The organism is Larsenimonas salina (genome assembly GCF_023736155.1).
Lineage (GTDB): Bacteria > Pseudomonadota > Gammaproteobacteria > Pseudomonadales > Halomonadaceae > Larsenimonas > Larsenimonas salina.
Genome location: NZ_JAMLJJ010000001.1, coordinates 926,843 through 951,422, shown reverse-complemented (window position 1 = coordinate 951,422; position 24,580 = coordinate 926,843). Strand labels below are relative to the sequence as shown.

The 24,580-nt window shown below is 58.5% G+C and carries 17 protein-coding genes; 12 read left to right on the top strand and 5 right to left on the bottom strand.

Translation table 11 applies throughout. The features are described 5' to 3' along the window. Positions 1 to 240 precede the first annotated feature (240 nt). From NAT23_RS04505 to NAT23_RS04495, 3 genes are all read right to left on the bottom strand, one after another. On the bottom strand, positions 241 to 771 hold the full coding sequence (locus NAT23_RS04505; protein WP_251926004.1) for a TspO/MBR family protein: 531 nt from the start codon (positions 769 to 771) through the stop codon (positions 241 to 243). Between the two features lie 143 nt (positions 772 to 914). Further along, on the bottom strand, positions 915 to 2,861 hold the full coding sequence (locus tag NAT23_RS04500) for a TonB-dependent receptor domain-containing protein (protein WP_251926003.1): 1,947 nt from the start codon (positions 2,859 to 2,861) through the stop codon (positions 915 to 917). Positions 2,862 to 3,097: 236 nt separating this feature from the next. Then, positions 3,098 to 3,301 (bottom strand): YjfB family protein, encoded by a 204-nt coding sequence (locus tag NAT23_RS04495; RefSeq protein WP_251590872.1) that lies wholly within the window; start codon positions 3,299 to 3,301, stop codon positions 3,098 to 3,100. Positions 3,302 to 3,436: 135 nt separating this feature from the next. On the opposite strand from NAT23_RS04495, the gene NAT23_RS04490 reads away from it, so the two are divergent. The 9 genes from NAT23_RS04490 to glgX all read left to right on the top strand — a co-directional run bounded on the left by NAT23_RS04490 (position 3,437) and on the right by glgX (position 17,584). Beyond that, positions 3,437 to 4,027, top strand: a complete 591-nt coding sequence (locus tag NAT23_RS04490) for a LysE family translocator (RefSeq protein ID WP_251926001.1) — start codon at positions 3,437 to 3,439, stop codon at positions 4,025 to 4,027. A 65-nt stretch (positions 4,028 to 4,092) separates the two neighbouring features. Continuing rightward, the gene (locus NAT23_RS04485) at positions 4,093 to 4,308 is read left to right on the top strand and encodes a hypervirulence associated TUDOR domain-containing protein (protein WP_251925999.1); all 216 of its coding nucleotides are present in this window, start codon (positions 4,093 to 4,095) and stop codon (positions 4,306 to 4,308) included. A gap of 385 nt (positions 4,309 to 4,693) precedes the next feature. Continuing rightward, entirely contained in the window at positions 4,694 to 6,265 is a 1,572-nt protein-coding gene (glgA, locus tag NAT23_RS04480) for a glycogen synthase GlgA (protein WP_251925997.1), read from the top strand. Then, positions 6,262 to 8,475, top strand: a complete 2,214-nt coding sequence (gene glgB, locus NAT23_RS04475; protein WP_251925995.1) for a 1,4-alpha-glucan branching protein GlgB — start codon at positions 6,262 to 6,264, stop codon at positions 8,473 to 8,475. The genes glgA and glgB overlap by 4 nt, the downstream gene beginning before the upstream one ends. Then, a complete protein-coding gene (gene treZ / locus NAT23_RS04470; protein ID WP_251925993.1) occupies positions 8,472 to 10,232 on the top strand; it encodes a malto-oligosyltrehalose trehalohydrolase in 1,761 nt (586 codons plus the stop codon). Before glgB ends, treZ begins: the two co-directional genes overlap by 4 nt. After that, the gene (malQ, locus tag NAT23_RS04465) at positions 10,229 to 12,202 is read left to right on the top strand and encodes a 4-alpha-glucanotransferase (RefSeq protein WP_251925991.1); all 1,974 of its coding nucleotides are present in this window, start codon (positions 10,229 to 10,231) and stop codon (positions 12,200 to 12,202) included. The genes treZ and malQ overlap by 4 nt, the downstream gene beginning before the upstream one ends. Then, complete coding sequence (gene treY, locus NAT23_RS04460; RefSeq protein ID WP_251925989.1) at positions 12,195 to 14,930, top strand: malto-oligosyltrehalose synthase; 2,736 nt, start codon at positions 12,195 to 12,197, stop codon at positions 14,928 to 14,930. The genes malQ and treY overlap by 8 nt, the downstream gene beginning before the upstream one ends. A 57-nt stretch (positions 14,931 to 14,987) precedes the next feature. Then, a complete protein-coding gene (locus tag NAT23_RS04455) occupies positions 14,988 to 15,395 on the top strand; it encodes a DUF2934 domain-containing protein (protein ID WP_251925987.1) in 408 nt (135 codons plus the stop codon). Continuing rightward, positions 15,392 to 17,584, top strand: a complete 2,193-nt coding sequence (glgX, locus tag NAT23_RS04450; RefSeq protein WP_251925986.1) for a glycogen debranching protein GlgX — start codon at positions 15,392 to 15,394, stop codon at positions 17,582 to 17,584. Before NAT23_RS04455 ends, glgX begins: the two co-directional genes overlap by 4 nt. A gap of 334 nt (positions 17,585 to 17,918) precedes the next feature. Here glgX and NAT23_RS04445 read toward each other — a convergent pair whose 3' ends face one another. Then, positions 17,919 to 18,170, bottom strand: a complete 252-nt coding sequence (locus NAT23_RS04445; protein WP_251925985.1) for a hypothetical protein — start codon at positions 18,168 to 18,170, stop codon at positions 17,919 to 17,921. Positions 18,171 to 18,521: 351 nt separating this feature from the next. Then, on the bottom strand, positions 18,522 to 19,349 hold the full coding sequence (locus tag NAT23_RS04440) for a GNAT family N-acetyltransferase (RefSeq protein ID WP_251925984.1): 828 nt from the start codon (positions 19,347 to 19,349) through the stop codon (positions 18,522 to 18,524). Between the two features lie 457 nt (positions 19,350 to 19,806). Between NAT23_RS04440 and NAT23_RS04435 the strand changes: the two genes are divergently transcribed. The 3 genes from NAT23_RS04435 (at position 19,807) to NAT23_RS04425 (ending at position 24,564) form a co-directional block, all read left to right on the top strand. Then, positions 19,807 to 20,841, top strand: coding sequence for a glycosyltransferase family 2 protein (locus tag NAT23_RS04435; RefSeq protein WP_251925983.1), 1,035 nt, complete (start codon positions 19,807 to 19,809; stop codon positions 20,839 to 20,841). A gap of 435 nt (positions 20,842 to 21,276) precedes the next feature. After that, positions 21,277 to 23,511, top strand: coding sequence for an NADP-dependent isocitrate dehydrogenase (locus tag NAT23_RS04430; RefSeq protein WP_251925982.1), 2,235 nt, complete (start codon positions 21,277 to 21,279; stop codon positions 23,509 to 23,511). Positions 23,512 to 23,670: 159 nt separating this feature from the next. Beyond that, entirely contained in the window at positions 23,671 to 24,564 is an 894-nt protein-coding gene (locus NAT23_RS04425) for an alpha/beta fold hydrolase (protein ID WP_251925981.1), read from the top strand. The last annotated feature ends 16 nt before the right edge of the window (positions 24,565 to 24,580 follow it).

Below are 24,580 nucleotides of genomic sequence, written 5' to 3'. Positions count from 1 at the left end.
TAATCTCGTTCAGTTGTCCTTCAATTAGAGTAACAGGAATCTTTTGTATTCGGTTAATGAAAATTGGTCGACACGGGCTTTTCTCGAATGAGAAGCGAGGGCTTTGTAAGAGAAAGATGAGTGCGCGATGGCGCCGCGCACCCAGAAACTGAGGCAGACCCAAAAGGCTCGGTCAGGCCCGAAAAATGCAGCTCGAGCCAGACAACCCATTCCAGAATGGAATTCATTTCAGAATAGAGCTTATCCCAGAATATAGGGGTTGTGGGACCAGACCCAGGCGGTCAACGCCGTTGCAAGCGTTACCCAGGCCAGGTACGGCACCATAAGCAACCCGGCGAGCCAATCCGCGCGCCAGAAGCCGATCAACGTAGCCAAAATCAGCATCCACAGAACGACCACATCGGCCAGTGCGGCAAGCCCCATCGTCCAGCTGAAAAATAGCCAGCTCCAGAGCATGTTGACGCCAAGCTGAACCAGGTAGAGCGTCAGGACGCCATTGCGGGCAGCAAACCCACCGATGCGCCACACTCGCCAGGCCGCGAAGCCCATGAGGATGTAAAGCGTGGTCCAGACCGGGCCGAAGACCCAGCCCGGCGGTGCCCATCCGGGTTGCTGGAGCTGCTCATAGAGACTGCGGGCATCAACCGAGGCAACAGCGCCTACAAGAAGTGCGAGCGCACTGAGGCCTAGCCAGGCCAAAAGACCACCGCCCGGGCTCAAGGTACGCGAGGAGGGCGCCGGGATCGACATGGAATGTTCGCTATCGCGCATGACAAACTCCATTGATGATGAGCCAGAAGGGAGGCTCGAATCCTGAATGTGTCTGTCAGTCTATACGTAGTCAAGCACTTCGGCATGTACGCGTTTTGTCGATATTGGATCCCGGCGGGGCGTCAAGCGGTATGGCTTTGCACTTAAAAGGCGTAACTCATGCCCAGTCGGACATCGCGTCCCGGCTCGTAGACGGCACTGTTGCCCTCGAGCGCGAAAGTGGTCTGATCGAAATAGGCCTTGTCGAACACATTGTTGACCGCAAGTGTCAGCGTCAGGCCCGAGTAGGCGGCGGGTCGCCACTGGGCGCGAAGATCATGGGTAACGTAGCCCGGCTTTTCGGTATCACCGTCAGCAACGTCGCTCAAGCGCTCCACGGCATTGAGCGTGTAGCCCAGCGTGACATGCTCGAGCCGATACTCGTGGTCCCAGACCCAGCTGTCACCGGTTGAGGCGCCGATTGCCATGGCATCGCCCAGCGGTTTTCCGTCGGCGTCTTCAAGGTCGACCGTGGTGTAGCTCAGGCGGGTGTCGTAGCGGCCCACGCCCCAGCCGATGCTGGCCTCGACCCCTCGACTTTCAACCGTGCCGTCCAGATTGTAGAGCGTGGCCGTCGTCGCGCGGCGGTTATAGGCCTGCAGGTGTTCGATGTCGGTGTGAAAGCCGGTCAGCGTAATGCTCAGGCGATCGCCCGCGGTCAGTACGCTTTGCTCGAACCATTCAAGGCCAATTTCTCGCTGACGGGCCTTTTCGGGCTCGAGCCCGCTTTCAATCGCGATCGCATCACCATTCAGGAGCACTTCACGCGTCTTGGCGCCTCGAATGGCCTCGGCATAGCCTGCGTGAAGGCGAAGTGCGTCGGTGGCCTGAAGACTCAGCGTGATGTTGGGCGAGAGCTCGCTGCCATCGACCGTGCCTGCCTGACCGTAGTCGGTGTCGAAGCGATCAAGCCGAGCGCCGGTCGACAGCCCAACTCGGCCCCAGGTCATTCGATCCTGCACGTAGAGACCAAGATTGCGGGCGGTGTCGTCGCTGTTGGGGCCGGTAGAAGCGCCGTTACTGCGGTTGTCGGTTTCTTCTTCGAAATAGTCCACGCCGGTTGTGAGCTCATGGTCGATCGCGCCCGTCTCGAACAGCATGCGGTTTCGTACGTCACCGCCGATGTCACGGGCGCGAGCACGGGAGCCCCCGTCACGTTCGTGGTCGATGGTGGTGTGGTAAAGCGTGGTGGAGAGGTCGAGCCAGTTCGTGAGCGGATGCCAGTCGTAGTTCAGGGTGTAGGTGTCCCGGTTCATTTCCTGATAGGTCGGGGCCTGGCGGGAAAACAGCGGCATGTGCGGTCGCGTTAGGTACGTACCGTGGTCAGTGCGACGCTCGGCGGACAGGCGGAGATCATGGTCACCGGCCTCCAGCAGCGAGAGCTTCAAGAGGTACGCGCGTTGCTGGCCTTCGGTGCGCGGCTGCTCATGCCCATGACCATCGGTGTAGTCGTCGCTGTTGCGCGCGCTGACGTAGCCCAGAATGCCGAGGTGCTCGCCTGCACGCCCATAGACGGCGGTGCCGCCGGTCACGGCGTTATAGGCGCTTTCAGTGCCGGCACTGATGCGGGCGCCGAGGCGCTGATCCGGCGCGAGCATGTCCTGTGCGTCTTTCGTGACGAAACGGACGCTGCCGCCGAGGGCGCCGGGGCCGGCGTCGGCGGTGGCTGGGCCGCTGTCGACCTCGGCGCGTTTCAAAAGCGCCGGGTCGGTACTGAGCCGCCCGGTATGGTGAAACAGATAGCCGCCCTGGCGGGCACCATCAATGGTGACATTGAGGTTGGTGTCCTCGATACCGCGCACATAGAGCTTCTGCCCAATCGCCACGCCGCCGCCCACTTTGACGCTTGGATCCCCTGAAAATACGTCGTTGAGATCGGTGGCCTGACGTCTTGAAAGGTCGGCGTCGGTGACGACGCTGTTTTCTTCCAGCCGATCATCGATGACGAGGATCGAGGCCGGATCAGCGGCCAGGGCGACGCCGCTTCCGGAGAATGTCAGTAGCACGGGGGTCAACAGGACTCGGGGCAGGGCAGTGAATTCGAGGCGCACGCGGTGTTCCTTTGATAATGGTTATCAATAGCGGGCGTGAATATAAATAATTACTAGGAAAAGGCAACGCGCTTTTGCCGCGACCGGCAGGGTAAACCGCTGTTTTGGATGGTTTGTAAGATTGGATTAAGTAAGCTTCGACGTTCTGAAGGCGTTCAATAAAAAACCGCAGCCGGGCTGCGGTTTCTGTCGTGAGGTCCATGTATCCGTCACGGCAGACACATGGAGTGCGTCACTTAGGCGTAGGTGTTGATGTTGGTGCCTACATCACCCGAGGTTGCAAGCTGGGGCTGTGGGGCAACCGCTTCCATCAGTTGGTCCACACTTGCGGCCTGCGAGTCGAGACTCTTTTTGAGCAGACCGGCCTGAGCATCCTGGGTCGCGTTGTGCTGCTGAAGCGCAACTGATGCATTGACCATGGCGTTGATCGATGAGTCCATTCAACCCTCCTGAACGAGGTCGTGTGAATTGAGTACTGCACTCGGGGTATCGGCGAAGAATCCAAAGCCTTGATCAACGAAACAAAGATAAGGATGTTTGACGTTTTGTCCGTTGACTCAAATAAGGAGTGCTGTGTGAGTTTTGTGCTGTCTGCCGTGCTTGTGAATTTGCCACTGGCGTTTTCGCCTGGGCCGGCCAATCTGATGTGCGTAGGTATTGCCGCATCAAAGGGATTTCGACGCACCCTGCCGTTTATCGGCGGCCTTCAAGTACTGCCCCTTGTGTATTCGGTGCTGGTGGCCGTTGGCGCAAGTGCCGTTCTTTCCCAGCTCGAGCAGGTCAGTGGCATCATCAAGGTGCTCGGCAGCCTTTACATGCTGTGGCTTGCGCTCAGGATGTGGCGGGCGCCTCGTGCGCCTGCTCAGAATGAGACGCAGGCTTCTCCGGCGGTGGCCTCGGGGTTCTGGCAGGGGGTTGCCGCGCAGGCGGCCAATCCAAGAAACATTCTTATTGTTGTAACCCTGTATTCGGTGTTCGCCGAGCAGAGTCAATCACTTGAAGCCGGTCTGGCTTTGGCCGTAATCATTACGCTCTGCAATCTGGCCTCGCATCTTTGCTGGTCACTGGGTGCATCGACGCTCAGGGCTTCGCCCCGGTTTGAGCGCTATCAAAACCGTCTTTCCGGTGGGCTACTGGTCGTGGCCGTGGCGCTTTTATGGCTTTAGCGAGTCGTGGCGAGCGATGTGGGTGTGAACGATACTTTCGGTGCCATTAGACAGGGAGGCAAGGCATGGGTGTATTCAAGCAGCGCGAATGGGTGGCCTGGAAGTGGGGCGATAACTGGGCCAAGGGCAAGGTCACCAAGCGGTTCGAGGAAACGGTCACTCGAACGCTTCAGGGCAGTGAGGTCACTCGAAAGGGGTGTGAAGACAACCCGGCGTATTTGATCAAGCAAGAGGATGGCGCCCGAGTGCTCAAGCTTCATAGCGAGCTTAAAAAAGCGTGATGGTTGGAAGGTGCCGAGTGAGATAACACGGTCCATTTCTGCCGTGTAACATTGAGTGTTCGTTCAATATTAAAGAGACCTGATGGTCTCTTTTTTTGCGTCAAACGGTCGTAAACGTGTCTTGAACATTAACTCAAGTTAAAGGTTACAAAACGTTTCGAAATTAGCGGTGCTTAATTTTGACGCTGAGCAAGCCGCCCACTAATTCTTAACGTAGCGAGCTGTTTTCGCCACGTATTCAACAATGTGTTTTTTTGGTTAGGCCGCACTTGCCTTGAGCGAAATGCCAGGTTCATCGGCGATGGATAAGAGCCAATGCTTTTTTTATCGTTTAATGACTGGCACTCGCTATGGAAACGGTTCAACCCTAGAGAGAGGTTGCCGCATGTCTTACAACGCCCTTGAGATTTCTCGTACCCCGCCTTTTCATTCCAATGCCCACGCCGTAAATAGCCGCACTGCCTCTGGACTCCACGCCGTACCCCTTGAACGCGGTGAGCCTATTCTTTTCGTGACCTCCGAGCTTGCCGATTTCGTCAAGGTCGGGGGGCTTGGTGATGTGTCGGCGGCATTGCCGCGCGCGCTCTTGAACCATTACGACATGCGTGTACTGATGCCGGCCTACACCGAAGTGGTCGAAAGCCTATGGCCGATTCAGACCATTGCGGAACTGCCGGGCCTTGGTCATATTCCAGGTTGCACGCTTGGCCGGATCGATCTGCCCGAAGGACTTAGAGTGTATGTCCTGGTCTGCCCGGAGCTTTATGAGCGTCCCGGCAGCCCCTATCTGGACCCTGAAGGCCGGGACTGGCCGGACAACCACATCCGATTCGCGCGGCTCTCGCTGGCTGCGGCTCAGATGGCGGCCATGACCGCAGATGAGCGGTTCGAAGATGAGGGCTGGCATCCGGCGCTTTTGCACCTGCACGACTGGCAGGCAGGGCTTGCGCCAGCGTATCTGCGTTGGCAGGGCGATGAGACGCCGTGTGTCTATACCATTCACAATCTGGCGTATCAGGGGTTGTTCGATCCCGCGATTGCGCCTGATATCGGAGTGCCCGAACACGCCATCAATGACCACGGCATTACCTTCTATGACCGTCTGTCGTTCATGAAATCCGGCATCATCTACAGCGATCACATCACAACCGTCAGTGAAACCTACGCCCGTGAAATTACCACGCCGGCCTTTGGCTGCGGTTTGGAAGACCTGCTGGCGCAGTGCCATAGCGAAGGCCGCTTGAGCGGCATCGCCAACGGCATTGATGACAGTTGGGACCCAAAGACCGATGCGTATCTCGCGTGCGTGTTCGCCACCAACGACTGGGCCGGCAAACGCGCCAATACCGACCATGTGCGCCGCATGTTCCGACTGGCCGTGAGCCACGGACCGCTGTTTGCCGTAGTCTCTCGGTTGGTGCATCAGAAAGGGCTCGATCTCACCATCGCGGCGGCGGAGAGCATTGTGCGTGCTGGCGGTCAGTTGGTGGTCATTGGCTGCGGTGAGCCGGCAATCGAGGAGGCGCTTCGCAATTTGGAGGCTCGCTTCCCCGGTGCAATCGGCGTCTACATCGGTTTCAGCGAGCGTGAAGCACGCTGCATCTTCGCCGGCAGCGATTTCCTTTTGATGCCTTCGCGTTTCGAGCCGTGCGGTCTGTCCCAGATGTATGCCCAGCGTTTCGGCGCACTGCCGATCGCCCATCGTACTGGCGGGCTTGCGGACACCATCGACGATGGCGTGACCGGATTCCTGTTCGACGAACTGGATCAAAGTGCCTATCAGCACGCCATCGATCGGGCTTTCCGAGTGTATGGCTGCACCGAGCTTTTCTACGCCATGCGCCGCGCGGCCATGGCCATCTATTATCAATGGCGACTGTCCGTGACTCCTTATCGACGCCTCTATCATCAACTCATGGCCGACACGCCCCACCGTCTGGGTAAGGTGGCACCATGAATGCTTCCCTTCAATCCGTACCGACGATCACCGCAACCGAACAGGATGCGCTCGACCGACTTGCCCAGGCCGCTCATGGTCGCCCATTTGAGTGGCTGGGCCCGCACGAGCACAGCGACCACATCATGGTGCGCATCATGGCGCCGGGTGCCGAAGGCGTCGACCTGGTCGACCACACTGGCAAGCGGCTTGCCTGTGCCGAGTACGCGAGCGAGGGCATCTTTCGGGCGTGTCTTCCAAAGCACACGCCGTATCAGCTAAAGATTCTCTGGCCGGGTGATATCGAGCAGATTACTGAAGACGCGTATCGGTTTGATCCCTGGCCTGGCGAGATGGACATCTACCTCTTCGGGGAAGGCCGTCATCGCGAGTTGACCCATGTGTTCGGCGCGGTTGAAACCGAAATCGATGGTGTGGCCGGGGTGCGTTTCACACTCTGGGCGCCCAACGCCCATCGGGTGTCGCTGGTGGGTGAATTCAATCAGTGGGACGGCCGCCGTCATCCTATGATGAAGCATGAGTCCTGTGGCATGTGGGCTATTTTCGTACCGCATCTGCGCCCCGGGGCGCGTTACCGGTTCGAGCTTCTGGACGCCAATTATCAGGTACGCACCAAGGTCGACCCATTGGCGCGTGAGAGTGGAGCGACCCATGAGGTCGTCTCGATCGTTGCATCCAACGAGCCGTTTCGCTGGCACGACAATGCCTGGATGGCGCGCCGTGCAAAACGGTCCATGCGCACGTCGCCGCTGTCGATTTACGAGCTGCACCCGCTGTCCTGGCAGCGCGGTGAGGACGGTCGCTTCGTGGACTGGGATGAGCTGAGTTCGCGGCTGATTCCCTGGGTTGCCGATCTGGGCTTTACCCACATCGAGCTGATGCCAATCACCGAGCACCCGTTCGTGGGTTCGTGGGGCTATCAGCCGATCGGTCTTTTTTCACCGATGTCCCGGATGGGCTCGCCTGAAAGCCTTTCCCGCTTCATCGATGCCTGTCACGCCTCCGGCATCGGCGTCATCGTGGATTGGGTGCCGGCGCACTTTCCAGCGGATGAATACGGTTTGGTGCAATTCGACGGCACGGCGCTCTTTGAGCACGCCGACCCGCGCGAAGGCTTTCACCCGGACTGGAACACCCTGATCTACAACGTCGGTCGGCATGAGGTGCGCGGCTTTCTGATCGCAAGCGCACTGGAGTGGCTCGAGCGGTTCCACATCGATGGGCTTCGCGTGGACGCCGTGGCCTCCATGCTGTACCGCGATTACAGTCGAGAGGATGATCAATGGGTGCCGAACCGCTATGGCGGCCGGGAAAACCTCGAGGTCATCGATTTTCTGCGTGAGCTCAATGACACTGTCGCCGAGCGGTGCAGTGGCGTGATGATGATTGCGGAAGAATCTACCGCCTGGCCGGGCGTGACCGCGCCAACCGCCACCGGTGGGCTCGGGTTCACCTTCAAGTGGAATATGGGTTGGATGCACGACACGCTGAGCTACATGGAGCGCGATCCGTTTTTCCGGCGTCATCATCATCACGAGCTGACCTTTGGCCTTCAATACGCGTTTTCGGAAAATTTCGTGCTGCCGCTGTCCCACGATGAAGTGGTTCATGGCAAGGGCTCGCTTCTGAACAAGCTGCCTGGCGATGAGTCTTTGAAGTTGGCTGGGCTTCGCGCCTATCTGGCGTTCATGTGGGCCCACCCCGGCAAGAAGCTCCTGTTCATGGGTGCAGAGCTTGGACAGTTGAAGGAGTGGAACCATGACCTGGAGCTTGAGTGGAATCGGCTCGATGAGCCCGGGCCCAAAGGGTTACTGCGCACGCTTGCCGATTTGAATCGCATCTACGTAAGCGACCCCGCCCTTCATGTGCGTGACGCCGACCCCGGCGGGTTTGTGTGGCTTGTCGGTGATGACACCGAAAACAGCGTACTGGCGTTTCTACGCAAGGCCGAACCCGGCAAGGCACCGCTATTGGTGGTGTGCAATTTTGCCCCGGTGGAGCGGCCCGCTTATCGCATTGGCGTGCCCATTGCGAGTCTCTGGTTTGAGGTCTTCAACAGCGACAGTGAACTCTATAACGGCAGCAATATCGGTAATGGCGGCTGGGTTCAGGCGCGCGCCGAGCCCAGCCACGGGCAGCCGGCGTCCTTGCAGCTGACGCTGCCACCAATGAGCACCTTGTATTTGCGCCAGGGAGATTGGCCATCATGAGTCATGGGCAGCACGGAAGCGATGCGACACGCTTTGGCCCCGAACCTACCGGGCACTCAAGACGCTTTGCACTCTGGGCGCCCGGCGTCGAGACGCTGACACTGAAGCTTGCGCCGTCAAAAGGCGCATCATTTTCCTCACACACCATGCATGACGATGGCGAGGGCTGGTTTTCGGTCGATGCCGATTGCGCGCCCGGCGCCCTTTATCTTTTTCAGTTGCCCGATGGCCGCGAGCTTCCGGACCCTGCGTCGCGGGCCCAGGATGACGACGTCTTTGGCGCAAGTGTGGTTATCGATCACGCGACCTATCAATGGCAAAACGCCGAGTGGCACGGGCGCCCCTGGGCCGAGACCGTTATTTTGGAAGTCCATGCTGGCGTACTCGGCGGATTTTCAGGTGTTCGGAGCTATCTCGCCCAGTGGGCGGCGCTTGGAATCACCGCCATCGAGCTGATGCCGGTCAATGCGGTGCCGGGCACGCGCAACTGGGGCTATGACGGCGTACTGCCGTTCGCGGTCGAGTCGAGTTACGGCACGCCCGATGACTTCAAGGCGCTGATCGATGAGGCCCACGGTCTTGGGCTGATGGTGTTTCTTGACGTGGTGTATAACCACTTCGGCCCAGACGGCAACGTCTGGCCCGCCTTCGCGCCCTCGTTTTTTACCGGGCGCGACACCCCATGGGGTAACGCCATCGATTTCGACAACCCCAACGTGAGCGCGTTTTTCATTGAAAACGCGTTGATGTGGGTCAACGACTACCGGTTGGATGGGCTGCGTTTTGATGCGGTACACGCCATCGACAACGATGGCTTCCTGAATACGCTGAGCGAAAAGCTTCAGGCCGCCGCGGGTGAGCGCCGGCACCTGCACCTTATGCTCGAAAACGAGCGCAACAGCGCCTCATTACTTGAGACCGCCTATACCGCGCAGTGGAATGACGATGTGCATAACGTGCTTCATCACCTTCTGACCGGCGAGCAGGAAGGCTATTACAGTGAATACGCCCACGCCCCGACCGAAAAGCTTGCTCGGGCGCTGGCATCCGGGTTCGTGTTTCAGGGCCATGAAACAAACGATGGTACCCCACGCGGTGAATCGAGCAGCCACCTGACCCCGACCGCGTTTATCAATTTTCTTCAGAACCACGACCAGATCGGCAATCGGGCACTCGGCGAGCGCTTGATCACACTGACCGATGGCCAGGCGCTTCACGCGGCGACAGCGCTTTTGTTGTTGACCCCGATGATTCCGATGCTGTTCATGGGGGAGGAGTGCGGCGCGCGTCAGCCGTTTCTGTTCTTTACCGACCACCGTGGCGAGCTTGCCGATGCGGTCAGGGAAGGGCGGCGCGCTGAATTCGCAGCGTTTTCCGCGTTCGACTCAAAGACCGCCCGCAATGCGATCCCAGACCCCAATGAACCGGGTACCTTTGCGGCCTCGTTTCCCTATGACCAGCCCGATGAGAACTGGGCGGCGCGCTATAAGACGCTCTTGTCACTGCGTCATCAACACATCATGCCGTACCTGGCGGACTGTCGGTTCGGGGAGGCCCGAGTGTTGGGCGATGGTGCGGTCGTTGCGAGCTGGCATCTGGCCGAGGGGCGCCAACTGACGGTCGCGGTCAATCTTGGGTGTGATGACGTCGAGTTTTCGCTGACGCGCGCCGGCCTCTTGTATCAAACCGGTGATGTCGGTGAGAGCGGGGCGTTGAGCCCGAACAGTTGCACGGTCTGGTTGGAGCACACCTCATGACGGCGTCTCTGGAAACGCTTGCCGAGCTTGCCGGCATTCAACGCCACTGGGAAAACAACGACGGTGAACAGTGTACGCTCGACGACAAGGCGATCTGCCGTGTGCTGGCCGCACTCGGCTATCCGGCCGATTCCCAGCGGGAGCGCGACTATAGCCACGAGGCGCTTTTGCGCCTGGTCGAGCCGAAAAGCGTCGAACAGTGGCCGCCATTGATTACCGCCGAGGTGTCGGTTCCGGTCGAACTGCCAAGTGCCGTAACCCCGGGCACTGCCTATCGCCTCGAATCGGAAGAAGAGTCGTTCGAACTCAGCGGTGAGACCGACGATAACGGCTTTCTGGCCCCGGTCGATACGCCGGGGTATTACCGATTGACGCTTGCTGGCAAGACGGTGCGCCTTGCTGTGGCACCCACCTCGGCACCCCGCATTCCTGAAGGCACCCACCTCGCCGGACTCGGCGTTCAGCTCTACAGCCTTCGACGCGCTGCGCCGACCGCTCTTGGGGATCTGGACGCGTTATCGAGCCTTGCTCGAGACATGGGCGAGGCCGGCCTCGACGCGCTGGCCATCAGTCCGGTACATGCCCTGTTCGAGCAGGACCCCACGCGTTATTCCCCCTACGCGCCGTCATCACGGCTGGCGCTCAACAGTTGGTACGCCCTGCCACTTGGAACTCAGGCACCTGATGAGCCACTGATCGATTATCAGCAGGTTGCCAAGCGGGCTCAAACGCTTCTTGATCGTGCGCACCTTGACATGAGCGCCCATGAACGGCGTGAGTTTGAGGCCTTTTGCAGCGAGGCGCCCAAGCCGCTTCTGGATCATGCCTGTTTTGAAGCGCTGTGTGACATGTTCGGGCCGTTCGAGGATTGGCCGGTCGATTACAAGAGCGTCAACAGTGAGGCGGTGCGGGCATTCGAGCGCGACGAGCGCGGGCGCATCGAGCGTTATCTGTACGCCCAGTGGCTGGCGCGGCGTGGCTTGATGGCGGCGCAGACCACTGCCCAGGACGCTGGAATGCGCGTCGGCCTGATCGCGGACATCGCGGTCGGGGTGGCGGCCGATGGTAGCCAGGTGTGGAGTCGGCCGAACGAAGTGCTGGGCCGACTGAGCGTCGGGTCGCCGCCGGATGCCTTCAACGCCGACGGCCAGAGCTGGGGCGTGACTGGGTTTTCACCGCAGGGACTGGTCGAGACCGGGTTTTCAGGTTTTATCGATATGCTGAGGGCAACGCTTGGCTGGGCCGGTGGGCTTCGTATTGACCACATCATGGGGCTGTCTCGGCTGTGGCTGATCCCCGAGAACGGCTCACCTCTGAACGGTGCGTACGTGCGCTACCCCGAGCAGGCTCTGCTAAGGCTGGTCGCGCTGGAAGCGTGGCGCCACGACGCGGTGGTTATCGGGGAAGACCTTGGTACGGTCGAGGACGGTTTTCGAGATCGGCTCGGCGCGCGCAACATATTGGGTATGGCGGTCATGTGGTTCGAGCGTGATGGCGACGCGTTTCTTGAGTCAACCCGCTACGCCCCGCAATCAGTTGCCATGAGTTCGACCCATGACCTGCCGACGGTGGCCGGTTGGCTCAGTGCCCGCGACATCGAATGGCGGGAGTCCATCGGTGCGATCACTGCCGAAGACGCTCGTTCTGCGCGCGATGAGCGCGCCGAGGATCGAGTGCATCTTGCTGAGGCGCTTGGCATTGATGCCTCGGCATCAGTCGATCATTGGCTCGATGCGGCGGCCCGGTTTGTCGGTAAAAGCCCCGGACCGCTCGCGATCCTGCCGCTTGAAGACATTCTGGCCCTCGAGGAGCAACCGAATCTTCCGGGCACGGTGGACACGCACCCCAACTGGCGCCGGCGGCTGCCGTTGACCGTTGACGCACTGGCACGTGACCCCGGCGTTATTCGTCGCCTCAAGGCCTTCCTTGAGGGGCGACGTGCCGCAACCAAGGAGCACCTCAATGACTGACCCGGGTACATCGCCTCGCGCGACGATGCGGCTTCAATTTCACGCCGGGTTCACGCTGGACGACGCAATCGACCAGCTCGACTATCTGCAGGGCCTTGGCATCAGCCATGTCTACGCCTCACCCATTTGGGCCTCGCGGGCCGGGTCGACCCATGGCTATGACGGTGTCGATCCCACGCGCATCGATCCAGAGCTTGGTGGGGAGGCGGCGCTTCTGCGGCTGGTGTCAGCGCTTCGAGCGCGAGAGATGGGCCTGGTCGTTGACATCGTGCCCAACCATCTGGCTGTTGGCGGCAGTGAAAACGTGTATTGGCTCGAGCTTCTGCGAAACGGTCGCTCGAGCCGTCTGGCCGACATGTTCGATGTCGACTGGCAATGCGGCGACCCGACGCTTCACAACAGGGTTCTTGTTCCCTTTCTTGGTGAACCCTACGGCGAGATGCTCGAGCAGGATGCGTTGACGCTGTCTGTCGATGAGATCGAAAGCGAATTCCAGTTCACCTATTTCGAGCACGTGTTCCCGCTTCGCCCAGAGGACCAGCCGCGCGTTTTGGCTGAGCTGGGCCTTGATGGCGGTGAAGACGGTGGACTGACTGCCTTGCTTGAAACCGATGAGAGCAAACGGCGGCTGAATGAGGCGTTAGAGGCGTTCAATACGCACCCTGATCGTGCGCAACGGCGTCATGCATTGCTCGAGGACCAGCATTACCGGCTGGCTCACTGGCGAACTGCCAATGACTGGCTGAACTGGCGCCGGTTTTTCGACATTACCGAGCTTGGTGCGGTTCAGGTTCAGCACGCGTGGGTATTCGAGCTGACCCATGGCTATCTGTTCGAGCTGGTCGAACGCGGGTTGGTCGATGGCGTTCGTATCGATCATATCGATGGCCTTGCCGACCCCGGCGGTTATTGTGCGCAGTTACGGGCAGGGCTTGACCGTGCCGCTCAGGGGCGTCCGTTGGATGCGCCTGCCGGGCCGGTCCCGATCTGGGTCGAAAAGATTCTCGAAGGTCAGGAAGCGCTGCCCGACAGTTGGCCCGTGACGGGGACAACGGGCTATGACGCCATGAACGTGTTATCGGTCATTCAGCATGAGCCCGCCGGCGAAGCGCCGCTGACAGCACTTTGGAACACCCTGAGCGAGTCTGGCGCAGGATTTCACGACGAGGTGCTTGCTGCGCGGCAGGAGTTGATGGCCTCGAACCTGGCGGCCGAATTTGACCGTGTGCTGCAGGCGCTCGTGCGCTGCGCTCGTGCGCGCGTCGAGTTACGGGATATCACGCCGATGATGCTGCGTCGGGCTCTTCATGCGTTGGCCACCGAGTTCGATGTCTATCGCGCCTACGGCGATACCGACGAGTCGGAGCTTTGGAACCGGGTACAGGACAAGGCGGGTGTGCGTTTGGCACCGCCGGATCAGGGCGTGCTCGAGTACCTGGTGGCTGGATTATCCAAGCAGAGTTTTGCCGAGGATGAACTTTGGGGGCAGGCGCGGCTTCGTTTTGCTCAGTTGACGGCGCCGCTCGCGGCCAAGGCCGTGGAAGATACCGCCGGGTATCGCCACGCCGTGCTCTTTTCACGAAACGACGTCGGTTTCGATGGGGCTCGATTCGCCGATTCCGTCGAGGCCTTTCATGCCTTCAACCGTCATACGGTGGCGCACTGGCCGGAAACACTGCTGACCACCGCCACCCATGATCACAAACGGGGCGAAGACGTGCGCGCGCGGCTGGCGGCACTGTCGGAATTCGGCGAGGATGCGGTGGCGGAGTTTGAGGCCTACCGGACGGCCGCTCAGGCACTCGATGGAGGAGAAACGTTCCATCCTGTCGATGCCTGGTTCGTGTTTCAGATTTTGGTCGGGGCCTGGCCGCTGGAGCTTGGCGCCGATGACGCCGAGGGGCTTTCGACGTTTGCCGAGCGGGTCGTCAACTGGCATCAAAAGGCGCTTCGGGAAGGCAAACAGCGCTCGCACTGGCTTTACCCGGACGAGGCGTATGAGGCCCGGTGTCGTGATTTTGTCAACGCACTGCTGTGCAGTGACGCGGGCCAGCTTGCGCGCGTTCGACTTCATGCGTTTATCGAGTCCGTCGCTGCACCGGGGGCGTTGAATGGCCTGGTTCAGGTGCTTTTGAAACTCACGATGCCGGGCATTCCCGATACCTATCAAGGCTGTGAGCGGTGGGATTTCTCACTGGTCGACCCCGACAATCGTCGCCCGGTCGACTTTGAGCGCCGCCGTCGTCAGGAAGCAATGCCATTGCCGACACTGCTTGGCAGCTGGCGTGATGGCCGCATCAAGCAGGCCATGATTCAGGAACTATTGACGCTTCGTAACCAGCAGCCCGAGCTGTTTTCCCGCGGCGATTATGACGCGCTTACGGTACAGGGTGCGCTTTCCGAGCACGTGATCGCGTTTCGGCGTCAGTTCGAGGATCACAGAGTGTTGGTGATCGCGCCTCGGACGACGCGTGCCCTGCTTCAGGGCATGCATGGTCTTCAAATAGACAGTGCGCGCTGGGGGGAGACCCGGGTGCTGCTCGCCGAGCACGACCGCGGAATGACCTTCACTGACCTGCTCGGTGGCCAGGTCGTGACCGATGATATTGAGCTTTCGTCACTGCTGACGGTCATGCCCTTTGCCGTTTTAGTGGCCAGGGCCGGCGTTAAGGGGGCTGAAGAGGCCGTCGATTACTGTGAGGCAAGTGCCTCAAACGAACACTATTAATCCCTGGATAGGGACGCCGCGCCCTGATGGCGCGGTTTCGATATGGAGTATCACCGAATGGATGATCAGTTGAGAGTACGGTTGTTGGCCTATCGACTGTGGGAAGTGGAAGGTCGCCCGGATGGGCAGGCCGAGCGTCACTGGGAAATGGCCAGCCGGCTGGTGGCGGCCGAGCGGGTGACCGATGTGCCGCCGGAGCCGGTGACCCGCAAGCCGCCCGAGAAGACCGAACAGAGCGCTGAGGTGCCGCCGACGGTTAAGTCGACTCGGCGCAAGAGTTCAACAAGCACCGAAAAATCAAAAAGTGCTTCGAAGACAAAAGCGGCTTCCCGGCCACGCAAGGCACCTGCCAAGGCTACGGCCAAGACAGAGACCTCAGACACCTCAGACACTTCTTCCGAAACGACGCCTGCGGACGATAGCTCGACCACGAGCCGCACTCGTCGAAAGAGTAACCGTGCATGAGAAATACAGCGATTCATCCAGGGGCACCGACGCCTGGCAGTGTGGCCGACAGTGAGCGTGGCTCGCATCGGTACAGTTCAAGGCGCATCGAAGAAGGGCTTCCTTACCCCCTTGGCTCGACCTGGGACGGATTGGGCGTCAATTTTGCCCTTTTTTCGGCCCACGCGACCAAGGTGGAGCTGTGTCTTTTCAGTGAGGATGGCGAAGAGGAGCTCGAGCGCATTGAGCTTCCGGAGTTCACCGACGAAGTCTGGCATGGCTATCTGCCCGAGGCCCGGCCCGGCCAGCTCTATGGCTATCGAGTACATGGCCCCTATGAGCCGGAAAAGGGCCATCGCTTCAACCCAAATAAACTGTTGATCGACCCCTGTACACGACAGATCACTGGTGAGCTGGTGTGGGACGATGCGCTTTATGGCTACACCATTGGCCATGAAGACGGCGATCTCAGCTTCGATGAGCGTGATAGCGCGCCGTTCATGCCCAAGTGCCGAGTCGTGGACCCCGCCTTTACCTGGGGGCGTTCTCAGCCGGTGCATGTTCCGTGGCAGGACACCGTCATTTACGAGGCGCATGTAAAAGGGCTGACCATGCGTCACCCCGAGGTCGATGAGGCGGTTCGAGGAACGTTTTCAGGGCTTAGCGACCCGGCCATTCTCGATCACCTGCAGCGTCTTGGTGTCAGTTCGCTCGAGTTGATGCCCATTCATGCCTTTGCCGATGACCGGCACCTGCAGGAAAAGGGGCTTCATAACTACTGGGGCTACAACACCCTTGCGTTTTTCGCGCCGCACTCGAAGTACATGGCCTCCAGCAGCATCAGCGAATTCAAGCAGATGGTGGCGAGCGCGCATGCGAGAGGCTTCGAGATCATTTTGGATGTGGTGTACAACCACACCGCAGAAGGCAACGAACTCGGGCCGACGCTTTCCTGGAAAGGCATCGATAACGCGAGCTACTATCGTCTGATGCCTGACGAGCCGCGCTATTACATCAACGACACCGGGACCGGCAACACGCTGAATCTCTCCCACCCGCGCGTGCTTCAGATGGTGACGGACTCCCTGAGGTATTGGGCCAAGGAGATGCGCGTCGATGGGTTTCGATTCGACCTGGCAACCATTCTTGGCCGTGAGCCGCATGGCTTTGATGAAGGGGGAGGGTTTCTGGATTCCTGCCGTCAGGATCCGCAGCTGTCTCAATGCAAGTTGATTGCCGAACCGTGGGACTGTGGCCCGGGTGGCTATCAAGTGGGTGGTTTCCCGCCTGGATGGGCCGAGTGGAACGATCGGTTCCGCGATACGGTGCGGGCGTTCTGGCGTGGCGATGAAAGTACGCTGCCGGATTTCGCCACCCGACTCATGGGCTCGGAAGACCTGTTCAATCACCGCGGACGCAAACCGTTTGCCTCGGTCAACTTCATCACCGCGCACGATGGCTTCACCCTGCGTGATTTGGTGACGTACAACGACAAGCACAATGAGGCCAACGGCGAAGACAACAACGATGGGCACGACGATAACCGCTCGTGGAACCACGGGGTCGAAGGCTTTACTGAAGACGAGGAAATCAGTGCGCTTCGGATGAAGCAAATGCGCAACCTGATGGCCACGCTTCTGTTTGCACAAGGTACGCCGATGATTCTTGCCGGCGACGAATTTGCACGCACGCAGGAAGGCAACAACAACGCCTACTGTCAGGACAGCGAGATCGGCTGGGTCGACTGGAATATGTCCGAGGAAGGTCGTTCACTTCTCGATTTCACTCGGTATTTGATTCGACTTCGTCGCCATTATCCGATTTTAAGGCGCAGCCGGTTCATGACCGGTGACTGGAACGAAGAGCTTCAGGTCCGCGATGTCAGCTGGATGACCGTAGACGGCGAGGACATGACCCCGGAAGCATGGGAAGATCCGTCGCGTTTGAATGTGGCCGTTGTTCTCGACGGTCGGGCACAGCCCACAGGCATTCGTCGGGCCGGTTCCGACAGTACCCTGCTCATCCTGTTCAACGGCAATGACAGTGAAATCGACTGGCCGCTTCCCGAAGCTTCCCAAGGGCGGTTCTGGATGTTCAGGCTGGATACGGCCGACGCGTGCAATGCTCAGGGCAGTAACTTCGAGTTCGGTTCGACCTATCAGGTTCAGCCGCGTTCAATGGTCTTGATGGAGTTGATTCGTCGAGGGTAGGGCGAAAACGACCAACGTATGACGATGCATCAAAAAAAGCCTGCTTAAGAGCAGGCTTTTTTTATGCGGATATCGCGATGTGGGGCAGAAATGCCTCAAGCGCGTTAGGCGTTCTTGCGCATGCGCCCCAATGTATCGGTTGCGTTTTCAAGCGTAGGATCAGGAACAGTGTTGTACTTGGCGAATGCACCAAGAGCTGATTTCAGATCTGCGGTATGACATGTGGATTTACCACATTGAACACATGTAACTTGATCGCCCTGTTTTTTCTGAACCGGTAACATGAATTGATCATGCCCGCATTCGTTGCATTCCATATCCAAGGCAACCCGCATCATAGGGCCGCGCGCCCCGGTGCGCCTTTGTTTGCGTGAGCCTGAGCTTCACGCGTCATCTGCATGCTGAGTGTCCTGGACATGCTCAATGCCTGGAATGCCAGCGAGGGCGAATGGGACGCTTCCCAATTACCAACCGTGTCTAGAAATTCACCGCAGTCTGCGCATTCGATCTCATCCCAATCGAATTCGCTAAGCGGCGCTTTGGTATGTGAGCTGCCACAGCGGTGGCACATCATTGCGTAGTTCATGTAAACGCTCCTTGTTTACGGGTTTGCCTTCCTGGCAATTGATCTGGTCATTGTGACCGAATGCTGGGCAACCTTTGCCAGCCTGTCTTTCCTCACCATCCCTGGTGCAGCCTTGGCCTCGCATCGTGCGTGGCTGGGATCACGTAAAAACACATGATCCATGTGCTTGAAATCCCGACTCGCCTATCTCCTTTGGCGCAGCATCTAAACAATGACACAAATGAAGTTCTTGTACAAATATAAGATCAATTTTTTCTCTTGCGATAAATCTCGTTTAAAAATCACGGTTTAGCGAGTGATTCTTATCGTTAAAGAGCCTCTTTGCACAACCGATGTATAAATTTGTAGGTGTCAGCCTATGGCCTGACTCGCCAAGCCGAAGCGCACATAGGAGCTACTGGGTGGCGTCGGGCCGAAACTCAATCGCTGGGAGGGTGGGGTGGCGTTCATGCCCCAGTGGGTAAGCGGTATTTCCCAGTCCGGTTGATCGGCGATATCAAGCCGTACGATCTGGCCTCGCGCGTTGTCCAGGAGCGCCTCTATCATGGCCCAGGCATCAATTGCGTCTTGTGCAATCACCGGGCCTATTTGAAGCCCACGGCCGAAAGGACGACACAGCGCAGCGCCGTGAATATTGCCTTGTCGCTCGATCAGAACCGCGTCCGTTGCCTGACGGGCAAGTGCGCTTAGAAAAGCCGCCGAGCATTGGGTCGACAGTACGTGGATATCGCGTTCTTGTAGGCGACGCAGCCCTGAAACGACAGAAGGTGATGGCGAGCGCTCGTTGACCCGCCCCTGGTACTTGCGAACGGCTCCCGTCTGTTTGAAGCCCATTTGGCGATAGAGGGGCTCTCCCTGGCGTGTTGCGACCAGCGAAAACGTCGAGTGGGAGGATGCCGCCATGACGCGCGACATTAGCGTCTGGCCGATACCTTGGCGCTGCCAGCATTGATCGACCAGCACCGCGCCGATCGACGTGACATGGTCGTGTTCGAACCAGAGGGCAGTCCCGATGACGTTACTCCGATCATCGAGCGCTGTAATGCCCTGAGCAAGACCAAGCATGGCCTCCCAGTCTTCTAGACGATGCTCCCATTGCGCCAGCGCAGAAAGGCGCTGCGCCTGCTGAAGATGAGATGGCGTCATCGCCGTAAATTGAATCGCAGAGGTATAAGTCACCGCGTGTGTCCTTTGAAAGTGGGTGGCGCGCGTTCCGATAAGCTCATGTAAGGAGGCAGAGGGTAGCGGTCGCTCTTGGGGCAGGCCGGTATTTCAACGTGGTATGCGGTCTGGCTCAAGTATTTCAACTACGCGGGCGTGTGCTTCAACTACGTGCACATATGTTTCAACTGCGTGGGCAGGAAACGGCTGGGTGAGTGGTGAAGAGCGGGGTTATACAGTGGCTCGGTCGTTAAAGCTTCGTTGAACGAGCGTGAAGAATAAAATATTATTCGCGCCCTTCTAGAAAAGAATATTTCATTATTTAAAGGTATTCTGCATGTCGTCACGATACTTCGGTGCAGGTCCAGTATGCTGAAGCATGCGCAGACGGCCTGCTCGAGTCGTGATTACTTTCGGTGTATACAGCTTTTGTTTAAGCTTGTTCGGATGATTTCAACCAACTGATGATGGGCGTATGACAAACGAATCTCGACGCGTTTTCGACTTGAGCATTGTCGTACCGATCTATAATGCGTCGGCATCTCTGGCGACCTTGTTTAAGCATCTTGCCGAGTTGCCTCAAGACGGCGTCGAGGTGGTGCTGGTCAACGACGGCTCGAAGGATGATAGCCTCGAACAGTGCCGGCGCTTTGAGACGAGTCGATCCAACGTTTGTGTGATCGATCAGGTCAATGGGGGCGTGTCTGTCGCTCGTAACAATGGCATCAAGGCCGCTCAGGGCGACTACATCGCCTTTTGTGATGCCGACGACCAGCTGCTTGCCTCTGAAGTAATGTCCGTACTTGCCAAGGCGCAGCGCGCCAGGGCCGAGATTGCCGTATTCAACTATGCGACCATCTGTGAGCGAGACGGGCACGAGCTCAATCGCTCGACACTGGCCGCGGGTGAGTTCGATTTTGACCATGATTTTTTGATGCTTTATGAGGCCGGTGTATTCAACCCGGTATTCAACAAGATGTTCTCCGCCGAGTTCCTGACGCGACATGCGATTGCTTTCGAGGAAGGCGTAGCGCTTGGCGAAGATTTTCGATTCAATCTCGACGCCTTTATCGCTCTCGAACACGGCATCATCTGCAGTGAGCATGCGTACCGGTACGTGGTTGGCCAAAGTGAATCGCTGACAACGTCCTACAACCCCAAGCAGTTTTCGTATTTTGTCTACGGGTTGGGTCGGATCGAGCGCCTTCTGCGCGAACGAGGTATCAACGATGAGCATTTTCTGGCCAAGCACTGGAGCCGAGCGCTGATCAATAGCGCTCAGAATATTGCCAAGCGAAACGGCCCGGCCAATCCGGTGGATGCGTTCAAGGAGTTCAAGTCGAACGCCTGCGAAGCGCGCCGCCATGCCGACCTCAGCAAGGCTGAACCTTATCAAAATGACCGCAAGATTCAGTTTCTGGTATGTCTGGTTCGAAAACAGCAGGACCTGCTTTTATTCGCCATTGTTTTTACGATGATGAAATTCAAGCAGAAAAAAGCGGGCGTATGACGCCTTGATGATCAGGATTTAAAAGCCGAACATGCGTTCGGCTTTTTTTTATGCCTCACCTTATCTCCCATGCGGTAGCGCCATGTGTTTGCCGCAAACTTGAACTACGTTAGATACACGCATGAGTGCTCATGAAACTGGATTGTCGACACAGTTTCAGAGGCGCAGTCTGCCTGTGCTGAGAAAGCATCGTTTTGCGCATCACCAGGAATTTACCGAGTAGCCCGAATTGGTCACAGTCAGTGCCGGGCTGGTATACTTCAGGGCACGATGAAGTGTTGCCGAACGGCGCATTCCAGCGTGACAACATTGTCGACAGAGTGTGGCGTGTCTGCGCCCGGTCGACACTGTCGATGGAACGTTCGCTGTTGCGGCCTGTACCATCGTTTTCCAGGATTATTAGTCATCGTTGTGACAAGAGAGGTCAACGCCAATATGTCCGATACGCCGAAGATCATTTATACGCTGACCGATGAAGCACCAGCGCTTGCAACCTATTCGCTGCTGCCCATCATCGATGCCTTTACCGATCCGGCCGGGATTGTGGTCGAGACGCGTGACATCTCGCTTGCAGGACGCATTCTTGCGCAGTTTCCGGATGTCTTGAGCGACGAGCAGCGTATTGGCGATCACCTCAGTGAACTCGGTGAGCTTGCCAAGACGCCTGAGGCCAACATCATCAAGTTGCCGAACATCAGTGCCTCGATGCCTCAGCTCAAGGCGGCCATCAAGGAGCTTCAGAGCCAGGGCTATCCGTTGCCCGATTACCCCGATGAGCCAACCACCGACGCCGAGAAGGATGCCAAGACACGCTTTGATCGCGTCAAGGGCAGCGCTGTAAACCCGGTGCTTCGTGAAGGCAATTCGGACCGGCGTGCACCGCAGTCGGTCAAGAACTACGTTCGCAAATACCCGCACCGCATGGGCGAGTGGTCCTCGGACTCCAAATCCCACGTGGCCCACATGGAAGACGGCGACTTCTACGGCAGTGAGCAGTCCGCAACGTTAGACGCCGACGACAGCCTCACTATTGAGCTGGTCGGCAAGGACGGCACCAAAGAAACCTTGAAAGACGGTGTCAAGGTGCTGGCCGGTGAAGTGGTGGATGGCGCGTTCATGAGTGCGTCGAGCCTTCGCTCGTTTGTCGCCGCTGAAATCGATGACGCCAAGAAGCAGGGCGTGCTGTTCTCGCTTCACCTGAAAGCGACCATGATGAAAGTCTCGGACCCGATCATGTTTGGCATCGTGGTCAGTGAATTCTACAAGCAGGTGCTTGAAGATCACGCGGGTGATCTCGAGCAGGCCGGCTTCAACCCCAATAATGGGGTAGGCGACCTGTATTCCTCGATCCAGTCGCTTTCCGAGGACAAGCAGAACGCCATCAAGGGCGACATCGATGCGCTGTACAAGGAGCGTCCGAGCATCGCGATGGTCGATTCCCACAAGGGCATCACCAACCTGCACGTTCCGAGCGATGTGATCATCGATGCCTCGATGCCAGCGATGATTCGTGATTCCGGCAAGATGTGGGGCGCCGACGACCAGCGTCACGACGCCAAGGCCGTCATCCCGGATCGCTGCTACGCGACGATCTATCAGACCACCATCGACGACTGCAAGAAAAACGGCGCGTTCGATCCGACCACCATGGGCAGCGTGCCCAACGTGGGCCTGATGGCGCAGAAGGCCGAAGAGTACGGCTCTCACGACAAGACCTTCCAGATTCCGTTTGCCGGCACCGTGCGCGTCGTCAAATCAAACGGTGACGTGGTCTTCGAACATGACGTCGAGGCCGAAGATATCTGGCGTATGTGCCAGGTGAAGGACGCGCCGATTCGCGACTGGGTCAAGCTTGCCGTAACTCGCGCCCGTGACAGTGAAACCCCTGCGGTGTTCTGGCTCGACGCCAACCGCGCCCACGATGCTCAGCTGATCCAGAAGGTCGAAACCTACCTCAAGGACCACGACACCAGCGGGCTGGACATTCGCATTCTGCCGCCGGTCGAGGCCATGCAGTTCTCGCTTGAGCGCATCCGTCGTGGCGAAGACACCATCTCGGTTACCGGCAACGTGCTGCGCGACTACCTGACGGATCTGTTCCCGATCATGGAGCTTGGCACCAGTGCCAAGATGCTCTCGATCGTTCCGCTGATGAACGGCGGTGGTCTGTTCGAAACCGGCGCCGGCGGCAGCGCACCGAAGCACGTTCAGCAGCTGGTCGAGGAAAACCATCTGCGTTGGGATTCACTGGGTGAGTTTCTGGCGCTGGCGGCCTCACTCGAGCATCTGGGCAAAACGTTCGACAACGCTCGGGCCACGGTGCTTGCCAAGGCGCTTGATACCGCCAACGGCGAGTTCCTGAACAACGACAAGTCGCCCAAGCGCAAGACCGGTGAGCTCGATAACCGCGGAAGCCATTTCTACCTGGCGCTGTACTGGGCAGAAGCGCTGGCCGCTCAGGACGACGACGCCGAACTCAAGTCGCTGTTTTCTGAACTCGCCTCCACGCTTCGCGCCGAAGAGCAGACCATCGTTGATGAACTCAACGGTGCCCAGGGCAAGGCAGTCGAGATCAAGGGCTACTATCACCCTGACAAGCAGCTGGCCTCTGATGCCATGCGCCCGAGCGCGACGCTTAACGAGGCGCTCAAGAAAGTCGCCAACAGCTAAGCCATCGACCTCTGGTTTTATCGATGTACGACGAGCCCGCTTTCGAGCGGGCTTTTTTATGGCGCGTGTCACTATGGCTTCGATTACACAAACGTCTGAGACAAATCCGTTTCGAATGCGTTAGCGTAATGCGACGCATTTTTAAACGAGGTGACAACGGTGCAACATCATCTGGCACGTACGACGCGGTTTGTCTGGCATGGTGCGGGGCTGCCTATAACGCTTGAATGGACCGAGCAGGGCGAAGGGCCGCTGGTCTTGTTATTGCCGGCGTTGTCGACAGTTTCGACCCGCCATGAGTTTGCCGAGCTTCAAGCCAAGCTTTCAGAACACTACCGCACGGTGTCGGTCGACTGGCCCGGCTTTGGCGATTTGCCCAAACCGTTTATTGATGGCAACGCGGCGCTACTAGTGCGCTACCTGAAGGATGTGCTCGCACAGTTTAAAGAGACGCCGGCCATGATCATTGCGGCCGGTCATGGCGCCGGCCTTGCATTACTCGGGCTCAAGGACATGCCAGCGGTCTGCGAACGTCTGGTTCTGATTGCACCGACCTGGCGAGGGCCGCTGCCCACCATGGCCAAAGGCGCGGTCAAACCCTGGTTCAAGACCGTACGGCGTGTATTCGATGCCCCCGTGATCGGACCGCTTCTTTATTGGCTCAACGTTCGACGCTGGTGCATTCGAAAGATGATCAACGAGCATGTCTATGAATCACCGACGTTCTTGACCCAAGCTCGAATGGAGGGCAAGCGCCAGGTGCCGAAAAGCGCCGGTGCCCGCCACGGCTCGATCCGCTTCGTGACGGGCGCCTTCGATGCGTTCTTGACCAATGACGCGGCTTTTGAGGCGGCAGAGCGCCTGGCGTGCCCCACGCTCATGCTCACGACGGAACACATGCCCACGCGCTCGAAAGAGAACATGCAGCGCCTCACACCATTGGTCGAATCGGTCACCTTGTCGCGCGGTCGGCTGCTGGTGCATGAAGAGTGCCCGGAGGCGGTCTACCAAGCGATCGACGCCTTTATTAAGGCGCATCCTCTACCGAGTTGATGCGTTCGCGCGTTTA